This is a genomic window from Mycobacterium sp. FW102-FHT13B02 (genome assembly GCF_058790275.1).
Genome location: NZ_JBYTCM010000003.1, coordinates 402204 through 420242, shown reverse-complemented (window position 1 = coordinate 420242; position 18039 = coordinate 402204). Strand labels below are relative to the sequence as shown.

At 63.0% G+C, this 18039-nt stretch carries 17 protein-coding genes and 1 pseudogene; 9 read left to right on the top strand and 9 right to left on the bottom strand.

The window, feature by feature from the left end:
- The first annotated feature begins 120 nt into the window (after window positions 1–120).
- The 7 genes and pseudogenes from AC3WTE_RS07690 (at window position 121) to AC3WTE_RS07660 (ending at window position 6185) form a co-directional block, all read left to right on the top strand.
- Window positions 121–2295 carry a glutamine synthetase III family protein gene (locus AC3WTE_RS07690; protein ID WP_492436745.1) on the top strand — a complete coding sequence of 725 codons (2175 nt, stop codon included), beginning with the start codon at window positions 121–123 and terminating at the stop codon, window positions 2293–2295.
- 584 nt (window positions 2296–2879) lie between these two features.
- Entirely contained in the window at window positions 2880–3503 is a 624-nt protein-coding gene (locus AC3WTE_RS07685; protein WP_492436744.1) for an Rv1363c family protein, read from the top strand.
- Between the two features lie 45 nt (window positions 3504–3548).
- Complete coding sequence (locus AC3WTE_RS07680; RefSeq protein WP_492436743.1) at window positions 3549–4178, top strand: Rv1363c family protein; 630 nt, start codon at window positions 3549–3551, stop codon at window positions 4176–4178.
- A 53-nt stretch (window positions 4179–4231) separates the two neighbouring features.
- Window positions 4232–4546, top strand: a complete 315-nt coding sequence (locus AC3WTE_RS07675; protein WP_492436742.1) for a DUF732 domain-containing protein — start codon at window positions 4232–4234, stop codon at window positions 4544–4546.
- A gap of 8 nt (window positions 4547–4554) precedes the next feature.
- Window positions 4555–5025 (top strand): annotated as a pseudogene (locus AC3WTE_RS07670) (CAP domain-containing protein); the annotation flags it as partial.
- 88 nt (window positions 5026–5113) lie between these two features.
- Window positions 5114–5224 carry a hypothetical protein gene (locus AC3WTE_RS07665; protein ID WP_492436741.1) on the top strand — a complete coding sequence of 37 codons (111 nt, stop codon included), beginning with the start codon at window positions 5114–5116 and terminating at the stop codon, window positions 5222–5224.
- Window positions 5225–5234: 10 nt separating this feature from the next.
- The gene (locus AC3WTE_RS07660) at window positions 5235–6185 is read left to right on the top strand and encodes an alpha/beta hydrolase-fold protein (protein ID WP_492436740.1); all 951 of its coding nucleotides are present in this window, start codon (window positions 5235–5237) and stop codon (window positions 6183–6185) included.
- A gap of 11 nt (window positions 6186–6196) precedes the next feature.
- Here AC3WTE_RS07660 and AC3WTE_RS07655 read toward each other — a convergent pair whose 3' ends face one another.
- The 5 genes from AC3WTE_RS07655 to AC3WTE_RS07635 form a co-directional block, all read right to left on the bottom strand.
- Window positions 6197–6955 carry an enoyl-CoA hydratase gene (locus tag AC3WTE_RS07655; RefSeq protein WP_492436739.1) on the bottom strand — a complete coding sequence of 253 codons (759 nt, stop codon included), beginning with the start codon at window positions 6953–6955 and terminating at the stop codon, window positions 6197–6199.
- A gap of 95 nt (window positions 6956–7050) precedes the next feature.
- Complete coding sequence (locus AC3WTE_RS07650; protein ID WP_492436738.1) at window positions 7051–7791, bottom strand: FadR/GntR family transcriptional regulator; 741 nt, start codon at window positions 7789–7791, stop codon at window positions 7051–7053.
- Window positions 7792–7921: 130 nt separating this feature from the next.
- Window positions 7922–9040 carry an acyl-CoA dehydrogenase family protein gene (locus AC3WTE_RS07645; protein WP_492436737.1) on the bottom strand — a complete coding sequence of 373 codons (1119 nt, stop codon included), beginning with the start codon at window positions 9038–9040 and terminating at the stop codon, window positions 7922–7924.
- Window positions 9037–10185: an acyl-CoA dehydrogenase family protein gene (locus AC3WTE_RS07640; RefSeq protein WP_492436736.1), complete on the bottom strand. Its 1149-nt coding sequence runs from the start codon at window positions 10183–10185 to the stop codon at window positions 9037–9039. The genes AC3WTE_RS07645 and AC3WTE_RS07640 overlap by 4 nt, the downstream gene beginning before the upstream one ends.
- 11 nt (window positions 10186–10196) lie before the next feature.
- Window positions 10197–11057 (bottom strand): SDR family oxidoreductase, encoded by an 861-nt coding sequence (locus AC3WTE_RS07635; protein ID WP_492436735.1) that lies wholly within the window; start codon window positions 11055–11057, stop codon window positions 10197–10199.
- Between the two features lie 116 nt (window positions 11058–11173).
- Here AC3WTE_RS07635 and AC3WTE_RS07630 point away from each other — a divergent pair, with 116 nt between their 5' ends.
- Together AC3WTE_RS07630 and AC3WTE_RS07625 are read left to right on the top strand one after the other, a co-directional pair.
- A complete protein-coding gene (locus AC3WTE_RS07630; protein ID WP_492436734.1) occupies window positions 11174–12379 on the top strand; it encodes a Zn-ribbon domain-containing OB-fold protein in 1206 nt (401 codons plus the stop codon).
- On the top strand, window positions 12376–13536 hold the full coding sequence (locus tag AC3WTE_RS07625; protein ID WP_492436733.1) for a thiolase C-terminal domain-containing protein: 1161 nt from the start codon (window positions 12376–12378) through the stop codon (window positions 13534–13536). The genes AC3WTE_RS07630 and AC3WTE_RS07625 overlap by 4 nt, the downstream gene beginning before the upstream one ends.
- Before the next feature lie 90 nt (window positions 13537–13626).
- On the opposite strand, the gene AC3WTE_RS07620 is transcribed toward AC3WTE_RS07625, so the two are convergent.
- The 4 genes from AC3WTE_RS07620 to AC3WTE_RS07605 form a co-directional block, all read right to left on the bottom strand.
- Complete coding sequence (locus AC3WTE_RS07620) at window positions 13627–14595, bottom strand: acyl-CoA dehydrogenase family protein (RefSeq protein ID WP_492436732.1); 969 nt, start codon at window positions 14593–14595, stop codon at window positions 13627–13629.
- The gene (locus tag AC3WTE_RS07615; RefSeq protein ID WP_492436731.1) at window positions 14595–15800 is read right to left on the bottom strand and encodes an acyl-CoA dehydrogenase family protein; all 1206 of its coding nucleotides are present in this window, start codon (window positions 15798–15800) and stop codon (window positions 14595–14597) included. Before AC3WTE_RS07615 ends, AC3WTE_RS07620 begins: the two co-directional genes overlap by 1 nt.
- A 63-nt stretch (window positions 15801–15863) precedes the next feature.
- Window positions 15864–16775, bottom strand: a complete 912-nt coding sequence (locus tag AC3WTE_RS07610) for an SDR family NAD(P)-dependent oxidoreductase (RefSeq protein WP_492436730.1) — start codon at window positions 16773–16775, stop codon at window positions 15864–15866.
- A gap of 82 nt (window positions 16776–16857) precedes the next feature.
- On the bottom strand, window positions 16858–18003 hold the full coding sequence (locus AC3WTE_RS07605; protein WP_492436729.1) for an acyl-CoA dehydrogenase family protein: 1146 nt from the start codon (window positions 18001–18003) through the stop codon (window positions 16858–16860).
- Window positions 18004–18039 lie beyond the last annotated feature (36 nt).

The window sequence follows — 18039 nt, the reverse complement described above, 5'->3', positions numbered from 1 at the left end:
AACGCCGGAGACGAATTGCCACGTTGACGCGTGCGTAACAGTTTCGCCACGAGGCGTTTATAGCGTTGGCGGTCAACCGTCCGTAACGATGCGGGCGATCGTGATGAATGAGGAACTCCTTTGAGCGGAAATGCCGTACGCCTGCAGGCGATCAACATGGTCGAGGCGTACGTGCCTCCAGCCGTCAGTTTCGTGCCGGGTGAGGAGCCCGGTGGAATCTTCGGAGCCAACGTCTTCAGCGTCGCCGAGATGCGGTCACGCCTGCCCAAGTCCGTGTACAAGTCCGTCGTCGCCACCATTGAAAAGGGCGCGAAGCTGGACCCGGCGGTCGCGGACGCGGTGGCGTCGGCGATGAAGGACTGGGCCCTGTCCAAGGGCGCCACCCACTACGCGCACGTCTTCTATCCGATGACCGGGCTCACCGCGGAGAAGCACGACAGCTTCCTGGAGCCGGTGTCAGACGGTCAGACCTTGGCGGAGTTTGCGGGTAAGACGTTGATCCAGGGCGAGCCGGACGCGTCAAGCTTCCCCTCCGGTGGCCTGCGCAGTACCTTCGAGGCACGCGGCTACACCGGCTGGGACGTCACCAGCCCCGCGTACATCCTCGAGAACCCCAACGGGAACACGTTGTGCATCCCGACGGTGTTCGTCTCGATGACCGGTGAGGCGCTGGACTTCAAGACGCCGCTGCTGCGCAGTCAGCAGGCGATGGGAGCCCAGGCAGCGCGCATTCTGAAGTTTTTCGGCCACAAGGATTTCGACCCGATTGTGTCGTTCTGTGGCCCGGAGCAGGAGTACTTTCTGGTCGACCGCCACTTCTTCCTGGCGCGCCCAGATCTGATCAACGCCGGTCGCACCCTGTTCGGTGCCAAACCGCCCAAGGGCCAGGAATTCGACGACCATTACTTCGGGTCCGTTCCCGACCGGGTGCTGGCCTTCATGATGGACACCGAGCGTGAGTTGTTCAAGCTCGGTATTCCGGCCAAGACGCGCCATAATGAAGTCGCCCCAGGGCAATTCGAGATCGCGCCGATGTTCGAGCGGGCCAACATCGCCGCTGACCACCAGCAGCTGCTGATGACGGTGTTCCGTAAGATCGCCAAGAAGCACGGCATGGAATGCCTGTTCCACGAGAAGCCATTCGCCGGCGTCAACGGATCCGGTAAGCATGTCAACTTCTCAATGGGCAACGCGCAGTTCGGAAGTCTGCTGGTGCCCGGCGATACCCCACACGAGAATGCCCAGTTCCTGGTGTTCTGCGCCGCGGTGATCCGGGCCGTGCACAAGTTCGGCGGACTGCTGCGGGTTTCGGTGGCCTCGGCCACCAACGACCATCGTTTGGGGGCCAACGAGGCGCCGCCCGCGATCATTTCGATCTTCCTCGGAGACCAGCTCGCCGATGTCTTCGAGCAGATCGCCAAAGGTGCGGCGACTTCGTCAAAAGGCAAGGGCAGCATGATCATCGGCGTCGACACGCTGCCTGTGCTGCCGACCGATCCGGGCGACCGGAACCGCACCAGCCCATTTGCGTTCACGGGCAACCGATTCGAATTCCGGGCGCCCGGATCAGGGCAGACGATCAACGTCCCGATGATCGTCCTCAACACGATCATGGCCGACTCGCTCGACTACATGGCGTCCGCGCTGGAGAAGGCCGTCGGTGACGGGGAAGCCTTCGACGCGGCAGTCCAGACGTTGCTCACCGAGATCATCACCGAGCACGGAGCGGTTGTGTTCAACGGCGATGGCTACTCCGAAAATTGGCAGATCGAGGCTGCAGCGAGGGGGTTGCCCAACCTCAAGACCACGCTGGACGCCATCCCGCAGCTGTCGACTCCGGAGGCGATCGAAGTATTCGAGAAATACGGGGTGTTCAGCGCGCGTGAGCTGAAGAGTCGCGAAGAAGTCCGGTACGAGATGTACGCGCTCACCGTCGGTGTCGAGGCGAAACTGGCACTGGAGCTCGGGTCGACGGTCATCTTGCCGGCCGCGATCCGGTACCAGACCGAGCTGGCACAGAACGTGGCCGCACTGAAGGCGGCGGGGCTGGCCCCCGACATGACGCTGCTTGAAACCGTCGGCGCGCCGATCTCGGAGTTGACTGCGGCGCTGGCGTCGTTGAAGGCGGCCCTGGCTGAACACGGCGGTGATTCCGCCGCCGAAGAGGCCGCGCACGCACAGACCCTGCTGCCGAAGATGGACGCGGTGCGGGCGGCCGCCGACACATTGGAAGGCGTTGTTGCAGACGATCTTTGGCCGCTTCCCACCTATCAGGAGATGCTGTACGTCTTGTGACCTCGGCGCTGGCCGGCAGAGCCGCCGCCGGGTGTGGGGAGTGCGCCGTCCATGCGGCGCGGTGTTGCCCAAACCCCATACCCGGCGGCCACGGCGTCCAGCAGTTCAGGTAGTCGGGCCTCCTTCTGTGGTCCGCTGGCGGGCGATCTCGTATGGGGCGATCAGCTAACTCCGCCAACCCAGCTACGGACCGTGATGTGGTGGCCACAGGCCAGGATGTGGGTCGGTTCACGTTCGTGGTCGATGCCGGTGCGATGGAGCCGTCCGTCGACGCAGTGGGTGGTCGCTCGGCTGGCGTGCAGACCTTGTCGTATACACCGGGTCCATGGGTTCACGATCGGACTGAACATTGCTCGGCTCACCGCCGCCGCGTCGACTGGTTGCCAAGGGGATCAGAAACGAGGCCGCGGAATTTCGCACACTTATGCCGCGGCCGCATTGGAAATGGCCGGTTATCCCGCTCAGCGGTATGCACCGTTGACACCTCAAATCGGTCTCGCTACGTTTCGCCCCTAATCGATCAGTCACGTGGCCGACTGATCGTGCCTCAGGATCACTGGATCGAACGGCAATAAGGAGCAGGCATGGCAGCCGATGCTGATGTCGTCGAGCAACTGGCAGCGCACAGCCCGGAAATCGAGGGCGATGCTGAGCATGTGGCCGATGACATCGATCTCGACGACGACTCGGCTAAACCAGTTGTTGCAGACTCTTTTTCGAGTCGGCGTTCACCGGCTCGATTGGCAATCTGGGCTAGTGTGGTCATCGCAGTTGGGTTGGCTGCATTGGGCGGATGGCTCGGCTACGACAGCCACCGCCATCAGCAGGCCGACGACCAGCGCAACATGTTTGTTGAAGTGGCCAAGCAGGGGGCCGTCAACCTCACCACTATCAACTACTCCGAGGTCGATAAGGATGTCCAGCGCATTTTGGATTCGTCGACCGGCGTATTCCGCGAGGACTTCCAGAAGCGCGCCCAGCCGTTTGTCGATGTAGTCAAACAGATGCGGTCCGTGTCGACGGGCACTGTCTCTGGTGCGGGGGTCGAATCACAAGATGGCAATCAAGCCCAGGTGCTTGTAGCCGTATCGGTGAAAACCGTATCGGCGGGTGCTCCCGAGCAGGAGCCGCGTCGCTGGCGGATGCGAATCAGCGTCCAAGGCAATGGAACTGACGCGAAGATTTCAAATGTTGAGTTCGTGCCCTGATGGCCAACTTGTGCCCGACCGGCCACAACGCACAGGAGTACTAAGGTGACATCCACAAGCGAAACGCTCGACCGGCCAAGCGATCTCGGCGATGACAGTGCGAACGAGTTTGCAGATGAGAACAGCGAAACTCGCGAATCAGAACCAGAGACCGATACTGCGGTCGAGCCGTGCGTAGAGCACGGACAGGCCGGTGGGCATTGGCGGCTGGTTGCCTTCGGTCTGCTGCCAGCAGCGGTACTGCTCTTGGCTGTTGCCGTCGGGTTCATGTCGTATCAAGACCACTCAGCCACCGCGGCTGACACCGCTCGCACCGAGTCGATCCATGCGGCAACGGAAAGCGCTGTGGCGCTGCTGTCCTACCAATCCGATTCGGCTGACAGGACGCTTAACGATGCCCGCGACCGGTTGACGGGTGCGTTCAAGGACTCGTATTCGTCGTTGATCCACGACATCGTTATCCCCGGAGCCAAGCAGAAACACATATCCTCGTTAGCCACGGTGCCGGCAGCGGCGTCGCTGTCTGCCAGCGACCAGCATGCGGTCGTGCTGCTGTTCGTGAATCAGAGCATCATTGTTGGTTCTGATGCTCCGACTTCCAGCACGTCGTGCGTGAAAGTCGCCTTGGACAAAGTCGGCAGCCGCTGGCTTATTTCTCAGTTCGAGCCGATGTAAGCCGGAAACCCGGAATGTTCACTGAGCGAAGCGTTGCTAGAGCGGTCATCCTCATGGCGATCGCGGCCAGTGCGATGCTGAACACGGCAGTCGCCGATGCGGATACCGTCGCCTACGTCTTCAACATCGCGGTCCGTCCGGGCTATCACTTCAGCGGACCTGAGGACGCCCTGCAGTACGGCTATGGAGTGTGCGACGACGTCAGCGCTGGCCGTCCGTACGGTGCCCTGATCGCCAAGGTCAAGGACGACATACAGACTACCGATGAATACCAGGCCGGATATCTGATCAACCAGGCCGTCAACGAACTGTGTCCGGCTCAGATCTGGCAACTACGCCAGTCCGCGGCCGGATACCGACCCGCATGAGAGTCGTAATGAAAACCATTACAGTGCTGGCACTTGGCGCAGTGACGTTCGCGCTGGCACCTATCTCGGCGGCGTTGGCCGACAACAGCCGCCTTAACAACAGTGTGGTGGCCAACATCTACACCATCCAGCATCAGGCTGGATGTACGAACAACATACGAATGAGCAACCAACTGATGCTCGCTGCACAATGGCACACCGACGACCTCATGGCGAACCGAAACCTAGACGGTGACAGCGGATCCGACGGCTCGACTGTCACTGATCGTGCGCGGGCGGCGGGCTATCGCGGGTCTGTAGCCGAAACCGTTGCCATCAACCCAGCCCTCGCCATAAACGGCATCGACATCCTGAACCAGTGGTACTACAACCCATCCGACATGGCGATCATGAGTAACTGTGCCAACACTGAAATGGGTGTCTGGTCCGAAAACAGCATCGACCGTTCTGTGGTGGTGGCCGTCTACGGAAGTCCGACTTAGAACGCGTGTGATTCAGTTCTGCTGCTGGGTAACCCGAATCGCGCACGGTGATCATCCACGGTAATGCGAAGAAGACAGGTGAGGTATGGATCCGAGTCCAGATTACGACGCCAGCGATGAGATCGAGCACTTCTTCAACTGGTTGCCGTGGGCCCTGCGCGGTGCATATCCACCCCCGGCCTATCCTCCGGTGTAGGTGACCGAATATGTCAAACCTTGGCCGGGTATCCGGGGAGTGTTCGTCGATCGGTGATCTGAGTTGGGGCAAGCGGTCGGTTGCGCTGGCGCTGCGGACCGTACTGGCGGTGGCCGCTCTTGCGGTGTGTCTGTGGACCACAGCAACCAGCAAGGCCGCTGGCCAAATTGAGTATTTGGTGGTGCCGTCTGCAGCCATGGGCCGTGACATTCCAGTGGCCTTCCAGGGCGGCGGACCGCACGCTGTCTGTCTGCTCGATGCCTTCAACGCCGGTCCCGATGTGAGCAACTGGGTGACGGCCGGCAATGCTATGGGGACGCTGGCCGGTAAGGGCATCTCCGTGGTCGCGCCGGCGGGCGGCGCGTGGAGCTTCTACACCGACTGGGAGCAGGACGGCAGCAAGCAGTGGGAGACGTTCCTGAGCCAGGAGCTCCCGGACTGGCTGGCGGCCAACAAGGGGCTGGCGCCGAATGGTCACGGAATCGTCGGTGCCTCGCAGGGCGGCACCGCAGCGCTGACGCTGGCCGAGTTCCATCCGGACCGCTTCCGGTTCGCCGGTTCGCTGTCGGGGTTCTTGTATCCGTCGGCCACCGACCTCAATGGCGCGATCACCGAAGGAATGCAGCGGTTCGGTGGAGTGAACACTCAAGCTATGTGGGGCGCGGCGCAGCTCGGGCGTTGGAAGTGGCACGACCCGAACGCGCATATCGGGTTGTTGATAGACAACAACATTCGTCTGTGGGTGTTCAGTCCGTTGACGGTGACGTGCAGCGATCCGGCCGCGATGATCGGCTACTGCGACCAGGCTCAAGGTAGCAACCTGACCTTCTATTCGCATTACCGAACAGCCGGTGGGCACAATGCGCATTTCGGCTTCCCGGATGGCCTCCAACATGACTGGGGCAGCTGGGGACCGCAGCTGTATGCGATGTCGGGCGACCTGGCCGCCACTATTCGGTAGCCGTCGAAACGTCAGCGCCGGCCTGAGGCCGCCAGGCGGCGAGCGAATTCGGGTGACGCGATTGAGATCGCCTGAGGCCTGAGCTCGGTATGTAGTGCGAGCTGATGGAGATCGGTGTCGATCGAGCCGGGTACCGCGGTGGCCCGCATCGACGCCTTTGTCGCCAGCACGGTCTCGCGTGGCGCGGAGGCCGGACCGGCTGCCAATTCCAGGGCGGCGGCTACGGGGTCGTCGGCGACCCGTAATGCCAGCCCGTACTGCACTGCGGTGGTTGCATCGAATTTCATGCCGAAAAGCAATGCAGCCCTGGCAATCTGCGGACCGACAGCGCGCTGCAGCATCCAGCTTGCGCCACCGCCAGGGTGGATACCCAGTTTCTGAAAACGTGGGTCGAACATGGCATGCGGGCCTGCGATGCGGACGTCGGTGGCGAGGGCGAGATTGAGTCCGGCGCCGACTGCCGCGCCGTTGACGGCAGCGATCGTCGGCAGCGTGCATCCTGCGATGGCCATGAAGCCGTCATAAATTCCCAGCAGGCCCTCCTCGGTGGCCACGCCAAGTTCACTTAGGTCGGCGCCCGCGCAGAATGCCTTACCGGCGCCCGTGACGACCAATGCGTGCACGCCACTGTCACTTTCGGCCTCCGTGACCGCCGCCCGTAGCTGGGTCGACAAGCCGGCGGAGACAGCGTTGCGGCGGTCGGGATCGTTGACGGTGACCAGTGCGACACGGTTGTCGACGCGGTATTGAACCAGGGATGAGGTGCTCATATGGACTGCTCCATGAATTCTCTTGGCGGCCGGTTGTGCAATGCGGTGCCGCGACGTGCGGATTTCTTGACGAGGATCAACAGTGTCAGTTGGACCTAATCCAAAAGATCGACGACCGTGGACATCTCAGAGTTGGCGAAGAGGAATTCTTCGGCCTTCTGCAGGTGTTTGGTCCACAACTCACCCGCTTTCTCTGCCTCGCCTGCCTTGATGAGGTCCAAGACCATCCGGTGTGTTTTGGCGGAGCGACGCAGGGCCTGTTCGGCACGCGGGCCGGTGGTTGGTTGCAGCGATCGGTTGGCCTTTTCGATGATGTGGTGCAGCATTTCACTGATGATGCGCAGTGTGTGGTTCGACGACAGTCGAGCGATCGCGGCGTGAAAGTCTGTGAGTTGGTCGACCCCGCGGCTCCCGGGCGCAAGTGTCGCTTCGCGGGCAACGATGTCTTCTAGCTCAGTGATGACCGCGAGGTTCTGATCGCTGGCGAGTTGTTTGATCATCGGTATCTCGATGGCGATGCGGGCGTCGTAGACGTCGCGGAGTGTGACGCTTTCTCTTTCGAGGATGAGGCCGGCATAGCGAGCAAGGGTTTCGCGTTGGGGGCGGGCGACTCTGGCGCCACCGTGCGCGCCACGTTGCATTTCAATGAGGGACTCGGATTCCAGTACTCGAATCGCTTCACGCAGTGTTGGTCGGGACACCCCGAACCGTTCCATCAGCGCAGTTTCAGGAGGGAGCATGGTGCCCTCGGCAATCTCGCCTCGGACAACCATTTTCCGCAGCACTGTGGCGACGCGATCGGCCATCTTGGGTTCTCGAAGGCTATGGACGTCCATGGTATGTCCTCCACCGCGCCGTTTGAGCGGCGCGTATAGCGTTAAATGATCATCTAGTTGAATGTTTAGCTTAGCTCCGAGTGGCGGCCGGCCAGGCGCAAGGACGCTGTTGGCCAATTGTTGTCCGAGATCACGTGAGGTGACCGGCCTGGTTGGTGCTGGGCGGGGCGAGGTTCCCTATCGTGAGATCGCATACGCTGGCGGCGGCCAAGGCGGCGTGGCCGAGCTGTTGTGCGTAGTGGACGGTGGTGCCGTAGTCGTCCGACCAGCTGCGTAGTCGTGTGCTGTATCGCCACAGCGGATGTTCTGCAGTGACCCCGATGGCGCCGTGAAGCTGGTGGGCGATGGTGATGACGTCGGAGGCGGCACGGCCGAGCACGGTCTTGGCGACGGTGACCGCGAATTCGGTTTGTGGGGCACTGAATCCGAAGTCGGTTGCCGCAGCGACGGCCATGGTCGCGGCGGCGCGGCCGCGTTCGATCTGTCCGGCCATCGTGGCCAGCGCGTGTTGAACGGATTGGAAGCTGCTCAGTGCTCGCCCGAACTGCTCGCGGTCACGAGTGTGCGTGACGGTCAGTGCAGCGGTGGCGTCTAGCGCCCCCATCATTTGCATGCAGCGGGCCCAGGCGCCTCGACGAATCAGCTCGGTGTAGACGCGCACGTCAATTGGGCGAAGATCGTCGCGGGCTACGGTGAAGTGGACGGTGTCCCTGGGTTCTCCCGCTAGGTTCTGACCACTGCGAATCTCGGTCTGCTCGGCGAGCGCGGTATAGCGGGTGTCGCCGATGCGTACGACGAGGACCATCGTTGAGGTCGCGGCCCATGGCACGTTGGTGGCGACGCCTGTGATCTGGTCACCCGCCGTTGTGGCGTCGGCAATCGCGACGGTCATCGGCCCGTGCTGAAGAATTGGCAGTCCGCTCTGCTGGCCCAACCACGCTGCGAGCAGATCGGTTTCGGCGATGGGCACCGCGGCGGCATGGCGCGCGAGCTCATAGAGCATGGTGGCCGCCTCGGTGGGGCCGGCGTCGAGATCCAAAGTGCTGGTTAAACGCGACAGTGCAGTGTCCTCGAGTTGGCACCACAGGGTGTCGTCGAAGACATCGGGTCGGTGCTGGTGGCCGACGCGGGCGTCGAAGGAGCGTTTTCCAATTTGCTTGACCAGATCGCGAAGGGGCGCTGTGTGGTCATCGTGGTCTGCTGGTGCGCTTGTGAAGAGCCCACCGAGTAATGCGTTGGTCGCGGTCATCGCAGGCCCATTTCACGCGCGACCACGCCACGCAGAACTTCGTTGGTGCCGCCGCGCAATGTGAACACATGTTTGTGCAGCCAGGCGTTGGCGAGTAGGTCGGGTAAGCCCGGGCGGTCCGGGGCGTAGGTGAGCAAGTCTGCGATGACGTCGACGGAGTCCTGTTCGAAGCGGGTGCCGAGGTCTTTGACCAACGCTGCTTTTGTCGCGGCATCGTGTCCGTCGGCCAATGCGCGGGCGACACTGATGGATAGCTGGCGCAGCGAGATTTGCCGGGCGAGCAAGTCGCCGACGGTGGCGGCCACGTGGTTGTCAATCGTTGGGTTTGCCGACAGCGCACTGACGGCGGCCTCGACGAGCGGCGCGGTGGACAGTATCCGTTCGGGACCGCTTCTTTCGAAAGAGAGTTCGGCGGTCACTTGGTGCCAGCCGTTGCCGATTGTGCCGAGCACGTCGCTATCGGCGGCGTGGACGTTGTTCAGCTGCACTTCGTTGAAATGGTGTTCGCCGGACATCGAGACGATCGGGCTGACGGTGATGCCGGGGGTGTCTGTGCGCAGAAGGAACTGGCTTAGACCTGCGTGCCGGTGGTGAGGGTCGAGGGGAGTAGTGCGCGCGAGGATGACGATCTGGTGGGCATGGTGGGCGCCGCTAGTCCAGGTTTTGGTGCCGTTCAGAACCCAGCCGTGATCGGTGCGGACGGCTTTGGTCTGTACTGCGGCCAGGTCGGAGCCCGCCTGATGTTCGCTCATTCCGATGGCGGTGTGTAGCCGCCCGGTCGCGATACCTGGCAGCAGCCGGCTCTTCTGATCTTCAGTGCCGTATGCGAGCAGAGCCGGCGCCACTTGGCGATCGGCGATCCAGTGTGCCGCAACCGGCGCCCCCTCCATCAGCAGTTCTTCTGTGACTACGTAGCGGTGGAGGTGCCCGAGCCCCTGGCCGCCGTACGCCTGGGGAATGGTCAGCCCGATGAATCCGGCGTCGCCGAGGCGGGCGCTGAATGCCGGATCCCATTGGCTGAGCCAGGAATCTACGTTGGGCTGCCAGCCGTATGCGGCGCGGTCGGCGCGCAAGAAGTCGCGGATGCGGGTGCGCTGGACAGCCAGATCGGGATCGTTGGCGCACAGGACGTCGAAGCTGCTCACTGGATCGCCCCCTACACCGTGGGGAGCGAGACATTGGACAGGTAGAAGTTCGGCGTGAGGTCCTGTTCCCGGGCTGCGAGCCGATAACGCGAGAAGTCGGTGATGCCTTCTTCGGTGAGGACGTCCTCATCGGTGTAGAAGTGGCCGCTGCAGGCGGTTGGCCGGGTCACGATCGCGTGGGCAGCGTCGGCCATGATTTTCGGGATTCGCGACTGGGCGGTGATCACGTCTTCGCCCATGGCGGCGATCATGCCGGTGCTGGCAACCGTGGTGGCGGGCCACAGAGAGTTGACTGCGATTGGTACTGCGGCGAATTCGGCAGCCCAGCCGAGAGTGAGCAGACTTTCCGCGTACTTGCCGACAGTGTGGCCGGCGTGCGCGCCAACCCAGGCGGGCGTCAAGTTGAGGGGTGGGGAGACGTTGAGGATATGCGCGGCGTCGGAGCGGCGCAGGTGGTCATAGGCGGCGTGCACGAGCGCGAATGGCCCTGCGACGTTGGTGGCGAGGAGGCGTTCGAAGTTCTTGGGCGGGAGTTCCGGCGTTCGGCGCAAGTCCAGGGCGCCGGCGTTGTTGATGATGACGTCGATGCCGCCAAAGGTGTCGACGACTTCGGTGACCGCATTTTGAATGCTGGTGGCCTCGCGCACGTCGCAGACCAGTGAGAGGGCTTGCCCACCGGCGGCGCGAACAGCTTGCGCTGTTTCGGTAAGGGTGCCAGTGATTTTGGGATGCGGAGTTGCCGTCTTGGCTAGTAGCGCGACGTGGGCGCCGTCGGCCGCGGCCCGGATTGCGATCTCGCGCCCGATGCCGCGGCTGGCGCCGGTGATGACGACGACGCGGTTGTTGAGCGTGCGCGGGGTTGAGTTGTTCACGGGTCTCCTAATCAGCACGGGTTCACGAGATTGGTTATACAGTTAATGATATAACTATATACCTAATGGAGTGACGAGGGAATCGCCCCGTCACATCAACGCGAAAAGGGGCCCGAATGAGTGCGGTTGTCTCGATCGGCACCTACCTGCCGCCCTGGCAGGTAGGTGGCCGGCGTGTGTCAGGGCCCGATGAAGACGCGGTGACGATGGCAGTGGCTGCGGGGCGGGCCGCCGATCCAGCCGGTACTGCCGTCCGGGTAGTGCTGGTATCACGCGATTATCCGCTGCTCGAAGGCGGTAGCGGGGCGGTGTTGTTGGCTGGGTTGTCTCTGCCCGCCGACGTTGCCGTGACTGAGGTGCTCGGCGGGGCGCCGACGGTGCTGGATCAGGTTGCCGAAGCCAGTGACGGCACGTTGGTAATCGCGGCCGATGAATCAGGGGGCGCGGCCGCGCTACTGACGGGAAGATCTGACCTCCGGGTGCGGGTTCTGGCACGTCAGAACCGCAGCTTGCCGATTGTGGCACGGGGTAGTGATGGAGTGCGGCACGTGTACGGTGACGCCCGACTGGAGCGGAACGTTGGCGTCCAAGGCACTTTGGCGCGGCTGAATCTGTCAGGTCCTGGCCCGGTAATCGCGGTCGTCGGCGCAAAGGCGGCGCAGTTGGACCAGCGGTGGCATGCGTCGGCGGCCATCACCGAATCCGCGAGTTCTGGTGCGGCCGTGCTGCGTTCGATCGCGGAAGGGATCGAGCGACGGGTTTCGGGCTGGATAGTCGCCGTCGAGCAGTGCAGCGCGACTGTCGCGGAGTTGTCCTTGGGCCAAGGTTCGGCGCTTGTCGTGCGTGATGAACCGCTGGCCCGAGAGCGCCCATCCCTTACGTCCGCGTCGGGCACCGGTATCCCGATCTCGCTAGCCGCCTACGAGCGCGCTTTCGATCCGAAATTGCGTTGGGAAGCGGCCATTTTCGTGGAGCGGCCGGGTATCGATGCCCGGCCGGTGTTTCCGCCGCGATTGCGGGTGGATTCGGCGGGCGGTTTGGCGGCCCCACAACACATGCAGCCTCTTCCGCGCTCGGGGACCGTGTACACCCACACAACGGTGCGGCTCGCGGTTCCTGACCTGCCGGGACCCTACTCGTTGGCGGTTGTCCAGCTTGACGATAGCCCCGTGCGCGTGTTGCTGAAAGTGACCGGCGTGCCGGCGGGAGAGGTGACAGTCGGACAGCCCGGCGCGATCGTGTTCCGCAGGATCGCGATGCGGACCGGTATTCCTGATTATGGCTATGCGTTCTGGCCGGGAAAGCAAGGAGTGACAGCATGAGGAATGTTGCAATCGTCGGGGCCGGGATGACGCCTTTCGGTGAACACTTCGGTCTAGGTCTCAAAGATCTGGTGCCTATGGCCTACGCCGAAGCAGTGGCACATGTCGACAAAGGGATCGAAAAGGCTGACATCGACGCCATCTGGTTTGGGGAGCTGACCACTAGTGACGGGTTCCCGGCGGGCATTGTGGCCGACACGCTGGACCTTACCGAGATACCGGTGACCAGGGTCGAAAATGCCTGCGCGACAGGAAATGACGCGATTCGCAACGGGGCGATTGCGGTCGCCTCGGGCCTGTACGACGTGGTGCTGGTACTTGGTGCGGACAAAGTGAGGGAAACGGCGACGAATTCGACGTTCTGGGAATGGGCGACGCTCACGCGCGACAATGCGTGGGACTATCCGCTTGGTCTTGTAGCGCCGGCGAACTTTGCCCTCCACGTGACGCGTTATCTGCACGAGTCGCCTGCAACCAAAGAACACATGGCGATGGTGGCGGTTAAGAACCACTTCCATGCCGTCAATAACCCAAAGGCCCAGTTGCGCTATGAGATCAGTGTGGAGCAGGCGCTGGCAGCGCCGATAGTTGTCGATCCGTTCGGCCTCTACGACTGCACTCCTCAGAGCGACGGCGCCGCAGCGGTAATTCTGGTCGCCGAAGACGTCGTCGACCGCTACACCGACAGGCCAGTCTGGGTGCGTGGCGTCGGGCTGGGCATGGACAAGGTGATGCATCAGCACAAGGACGACATGGCCTCATTCCCCGCGACGGTGCGGGCGGCGAAGGCTGCTATGTCGATGGCCGGCATAAGCCCACGTGATATCGATGTGGCTGAGGTGCACGACTGCTTTACCGGGGTCGAGCTGATCAGCTATGAGGATCTTGGCTTCGCCGAACGCCATATGGGCTACAAACTGATTGAGTCGGGTGAGACCTATGTCGGGGGTGCGTTGCCGGTCAATCCCAGCGGTGGGCTTAAGGCCAAAGGCCACCCACCGGGCGCAACGGGTGTCGCTCAGTGCTACGAACTGTTCAGTCAGCTGCGCGGAGAGGCTGCGAACCAAGTCGACGGTGCCCGGATCGGGTTGGCGCACAACGTCGGTGGGCCGACCGCGGTGGCCGCGGTGACGATCCTGTCCGCTGAAAAGGGCTGAGGTCCGCGCGTCGCTGGGCCATAGATCTGAGGCTGGTAGGGAACCGAGTTCCCCACCAGCCTCAGATGTATGGTGTTCGTGCTGGATTGCTCAGCCGCAGGTGATGACCGCAGGCAGTGCTGCGGCGTCGGTTGCCGCGAACAGCTCCTCGGCCAGCTGTGTCTCAAGCTGATGGTAGGACCCGCACAACGCATCCAGTTGCACGCCCCGAGTGACGTAGCGGTGCAGTACGTGTTCGACCGTCAATCCGATTGCGCCGCAGACTTGCATCGCAGCATCGGCAGCGCCGCGGTGGGCTCGGCCGGCCGCGGCTTTGGCTACTTGTGCCGGAAGCGGCCCGCCATAGCGCCATGCGTTGGCGAGCAAAGCGCGAGCGGCTGCCAAATCTGCCCAGGTATCGGCCAGTAGATGACGGGGGGATTGAAACGCGCCAACTGGGGCTCCGAACTGCATGCGGACCGTGACGTGCTGGACGGCGATCTGGAGAAGCTGTTCGGTGACCGCGGTCAATTCGGTCGCCAGGGCACGCTGCGCGGCGGCAATTGCACGCCGCCACTCGTGGGCAGCGTTGGCCCCGGGAGTGATCGGGGTAGGGCCCCACACGCGGGTCCAGCACGTCGTGGGGTCGAAAGTATCGAGTGCGGCGCCGCGGAGCTGATCGGCGTCGATGATGGTCAACTCGACTGCGCCGTCCGTACCGGGCACTGCGACCGCGATTCGTCCGCTCAGCGGGCCCAGGACAATCCCGGCGACCTGCTCTCTGTTCGGCACACCGCCGTCGGGAAACGGCAACAGGACTGAGTCGGCAGCGCCGCCAAGCGAGGGCCCGAGTTCGGCGAGCATGACGCGGTCGAGGCAGTCGGTGTGGGTTAGATATCGGCCCTGAGCGCGGAACAACAGCTCGACGGATTCGATCGGATACTCCGATTCGATTTCTGCCCAACCCATCTCCGCCAATTGCCGGCCGAGCGGCACGTGTTCTCCGGCAGGGAGTTCGGCAAAGAGGCGTAGCACCGCTTCTTCGACGATCGGCCAAGTTTCGTCACCGGTAGCGCTCATCAACGTTTCTCCCTAGGCAGTTGCAGGATGTGATCGGCGATGATGCCGCGTTGCACTTCGGCGGTGCCACCCATGATGGTTGCCGCTCTCGAGTACCACCAATCCGCTCGAGCTTGATCGCGCTCCGCAGGAGTGCTGGGTAGGGCGCCGGTGACGATCTGGCCGTGTTTGACGTCGAAAATCAGGTCGTGCACGGCCTTTTCAGCCTTACTGAACAGAAGTTTGTCAATGCTGCTGCCGGGCCCGACGGCGTCGCCACTGGCGAGAGCGTGCACGGTGGCTGCGGCGCGGGCCTGGGCTGCCAGCACTTCGACATAGATGCGCGCGAAACGTTCTCGTTGCGCGGCAGCCGCGCCATTGGCTTTGATGTACGCGCGCAGATGCCCGAGTTGTGTGAGGGCACTGGTCAATACTGCGTAGCCGTACATACCGCGTTCGTATTGCATGAGATGCATGGCTACGGCCCAGCCGCCGTTGATATCGCCGACGATTCGGGCGCGGGGCACCGCGACGTCGTCGAAGAAGACCTCAGCGAGTTCGCGTCGACCGCTGGCCAAGGAGATCGGACGCACGGTCACGCCGGCGGCGTTCGCGTCGACCATGACCATGGTCAGCCCGCGGTGACGGCTTTCTGTTGTGCCCGTGCGCACGAGCGCCAGGAGCCTGGTCGCGGTCGGGCCCTGACTGGTCCATATCTTCTGGCCGTTGATGATGAGGCCGCCACGCCCGTCGTCGGTGCCGCGAGTCCGGAGTGCAGCCAGGTCGCTACCGGCTTCCGGTTCTGAGAAGCATTGACCCCACCACTCGGTGCCGCGTAGGTAGCCCGGCAGATACGCTGAAGCGAGTTCGGGCGCAAACGTGATCAGCGCTGGGCCAAGGGTTTCCAGGGTCCAGTGTTGAGCGGGGACGGGGAGCATGGCATGGCTGAGTTCTTCGTAGTAGATGGCGCGGTGCACCTCGTTGCCACCGAGCCCGCCAGCGTGTTCGGGCCAGCCATAACGATTCCAGCCGGCTTGGTGGAGTCGGGCCAGCACAGCGGCACCGTGCGTCATTTCGGATTCGGCGCTGGTGTGCGGAGCGTCGCGCCACTCGCTGGACCACTCCAGATCACGCAGGTAGCGGCGGAGATCATGCCGGTAGCAAGCGTGATCTAGGTGGTACTCCCGAGCGCGATCGGCGCAGGCGCTGTCAACGGGTACCGGCACTGGAATCTCCTCGGTTTGGTGGGACCCGGCTGCTCCGGGTGTTGATCGTCTCTACCAGTTACATCAGTTCTGGGGGAGCGGACCGGCAAGGCCACGGGGTGCGGTGCCGTAGAGCCAACTGACGGCGTCACTTATTTCTTTGTATTGCAGGGATATTCCGTCGCTGGCGTGGTAGGAGCTGGCAGCTTCTGTGAACCCTTCAACCCTGCTGAGTCGAGCTCCGTTGATACGTAGGATCTGTCCCGTCAGCCATGAGGACTGCGGTGACTGCAACCACGCCACCACTGGTGAACTACGTGCCGGGTCGAGTGCGGTGTCGGATGCCTGGTTGGCGCTGAAGAAGCTTTCACTGATCCGGGTCACCGCCAGAGGCGAAATCGCATTGACCGCAACGCCGTAGCGGCGCGCCTCGAGCGCAGTGACGACGGTCAAGTTGGCAATGGCGGCCTTGGCCGCTCCGTATGCGCACTGCCCGACATTGCCCCACAGACCGGCGCCGGAGGTGGTATTGACCACGTGCGCATCGACCGGGCGCCCGGACTTCGATTGATCACGCCAGTAAGCACAGGCATGCTTCGTGACGGCGAATGTGCCTTTGAGGTGTACGGCGATGACTGCGTCCCAGTCTTCCTCGGTGGCGTTCGCCACGGTGGCATCGCGCAAGATCCCGGCGTTGTTGACCACGCCGGTGAGCGTTCCGAACGTATCGACCGCGGCGGAGACCATGTCGGCGACATCTGCCCACGCCGACACCGAACCGGTGTGAGCAATGGCGGTACCGCCCGCAGCCTGGATTTCCTCGACAACGGCTGCCGCCGGCGCGGATTGGCCGCCGCTGCCGTCGCGGCTGACTCCGGGGTCATTCACGATGACCGCGGCTCCGAGAGCAGCCAGAGCCAAACAGTGGCTTCGGCCGATACCGCGTCCACCACCTGTCACCAGGACTACTTGGCCGTTCAAGGGTGCGGTCATCATGGTCTCTCCTTGGCATCTCGGGGCTGTTCACGGCGAGACTGTTTGCGGTGGGCCGGAATACGCATCCGCCCGGCATGTGCAGTCACCGTGGCTCTTTGGGAAGACCCAGGACGCGTTCGCCGAGTACGTTGCGTTGGATCTCGCTGGTTCCGCCGAGGATGGTCTGGGCGCGACCGACCAGCATGCTGTGAACCAGATCATTGTCATCGGAATGTGCGCAGGCGTCCGTGCCGAGGACTTCGGTGGCCAGGTCTCCGAGGTCGCGATCTGTTTCTGAGGTCATGAGTTTGAGCACTGAGAACTCAGGAGAGGCCACGTCGCCGCGGTCGACGGCGCGCTGCCAGGTCGCACGCAACAGCCACATCCTCGCCCACAGTCGGGTCAGTGACCGTGCGAGCACTGGATCGAGTAGTCCGCGATCGCGGGCTGCCTGAGCCATCCGCGCATGCAGTTTGAACATCGACACCGCCTGAGAGCCCAGCGTCAGCCGTTCGCGGCCGAGGGTGAACATCGCAAGCTGCCAGCCTTGGCCGACTTCGCCGATCAGGGCATCCCGGTCAACTTCGACCCCATCGAGGAAGACTTCGTTGAATTTGCTCTCGCCGTCGATCTGAGTGATGGGCCGGACGGTTATCCCGGTCGCGTTCATCGGCACGACAAACATGCTCAGGCCTCGATGACTATCGCTGCCTGTGCGCGCCAGTAATAGGCCGTATTGCGCTGATTTCGCCGCCGAACTCCACACTTTCTGACCGTTGATCAGCCAGCCCGATGTTGTCTGTTCGGCGCGTGTACGGACGCCCGCCAGGTCGGACCCGGCGTCCGGTTCGGAGAATAGCTGGGTCCATACGTGCTCGCCGAGACGTATCGGTTCCAGGTATCGGCTCTGCTGTAGAACGGTCCCGAAGTGGATGAGGATGGGGCCAACCAAGTCGATTGCGGTAATTCCGAGCTGGCGCGGGACCTCCGCGCGAGCGCATTCCTCGGCGAAGATCGCTTGCCGCAGAACAGATGCGCCCTGGCCGCCGTGTCGTGTGGGCCAGTGCAGACAGGCATACCCGTGATCGGCGAGATAGCGATGCCACTGCCGGCCTGGGGTGACATCCGTGTCGGTGGGCGTCGGGCCGTAGTTGCGCAGTCCGTCCGGTTTAGGTGCCGAATCCAGGAAGCGGCGGATCTCTGCGCGCACGCCAGCAGCGTCCTCGCCGAGCTCGGTGTGGGTTTCCATCATTTTCCTGCAATCTCGCCAACGGCGTTGGCGTCG

Excerpts from the sequence above, each read along its gene's own strand:
- AC3WTE_RS07675 (WP_492436742.1), top strand. The coding sequence starts at position 4,232 with ATGGCGATCGCGGCCAGTGCGATGCTGAACACGGCAGTCGCCGATGCG.
- AC3WTE_RS07605 (WP_492436729.1), bottom strand. The coding sequence starts at position 18,003 with ATGGAAACCCACACCGAGCTCGGCGAGGACGCTGCTGGCGTGCGCGCA.
- AC3WTE_RS07610 (WP_492436730.1), bottom strand. The coding sequence starts at position 16,775 with ATGATGACCGCACCCTTGAACGGCCAAGTAGTCCTGGTGACAGGTGGT.
- AC3WTE_RS07645 (WP_492436737.1), bottom strand. The coding sequence starts at position 9,040 with ATGACCGCGACCAACGCATTACTCGGTGGGCTCTTCACAAGCGCACCA.
- AC3WTE_RS07630 (WP_492436734.1), top strand. The coding sequence starts at position 11,174 with ATGAGTGCGGTTGTCTCGATCGGCACCTACCTGCCGCCCTGGCAGGTA.
- AC3WTE_RS07665 (WP_492436741.1), top strand. The coding sequence starts at position 5,114 with ATGGATCCGAGTCCAGATTACGACGCCAGCGATGAGATCGAGCACTTC.
- AC3WTE_RS07650 (WP_492436738.1), bottom strand. The coding sequence starts at position 7,791 with ATGGACGTCCATAGCCTTCGAGAACCCAAGATGGCCGATCGCGTCGCC.
- AC3WTE_RS07655 (WP_492436739.1), bottom strand. The coding sequence starts at position 6,955 with ATGAGCACCTCATCCCTGGTTCAATACCGCGTCGACAACCGTGTCGCA.
- AC3WTE_RS07620 (WP_492436732.1), bottom strand. The coding sequence starts at position 14,595 with ATGAGCGCTACCGGTGACGAAACTTGGCCGATCGTCGAAGAAGCGGTG.
- AC3WTE_RS07685 (WP_492436744.1), top strand. The coding sequence starts at position 2,880 with ATGGCAGCCGATGCTGATGTCGTCGAGCAACTGGCAGCGCACAGCCCG.
- AC3WTE_RS07660 (WP_492436740.1), top strand. The coding sequence starts at position 5,235 with ATGTCAAACCTTGGCCGGGTATCCGGGGAGTGTTCGTCGATCGGTGAT.
- AC3WTE_RS07625 (WP_492436733.1), top strand. The coding sequence starts at position 12,376 with ATGAGGAATGTTGCAATCGTCGGGGCCGGGATGACGCCTTTCGGTGAA.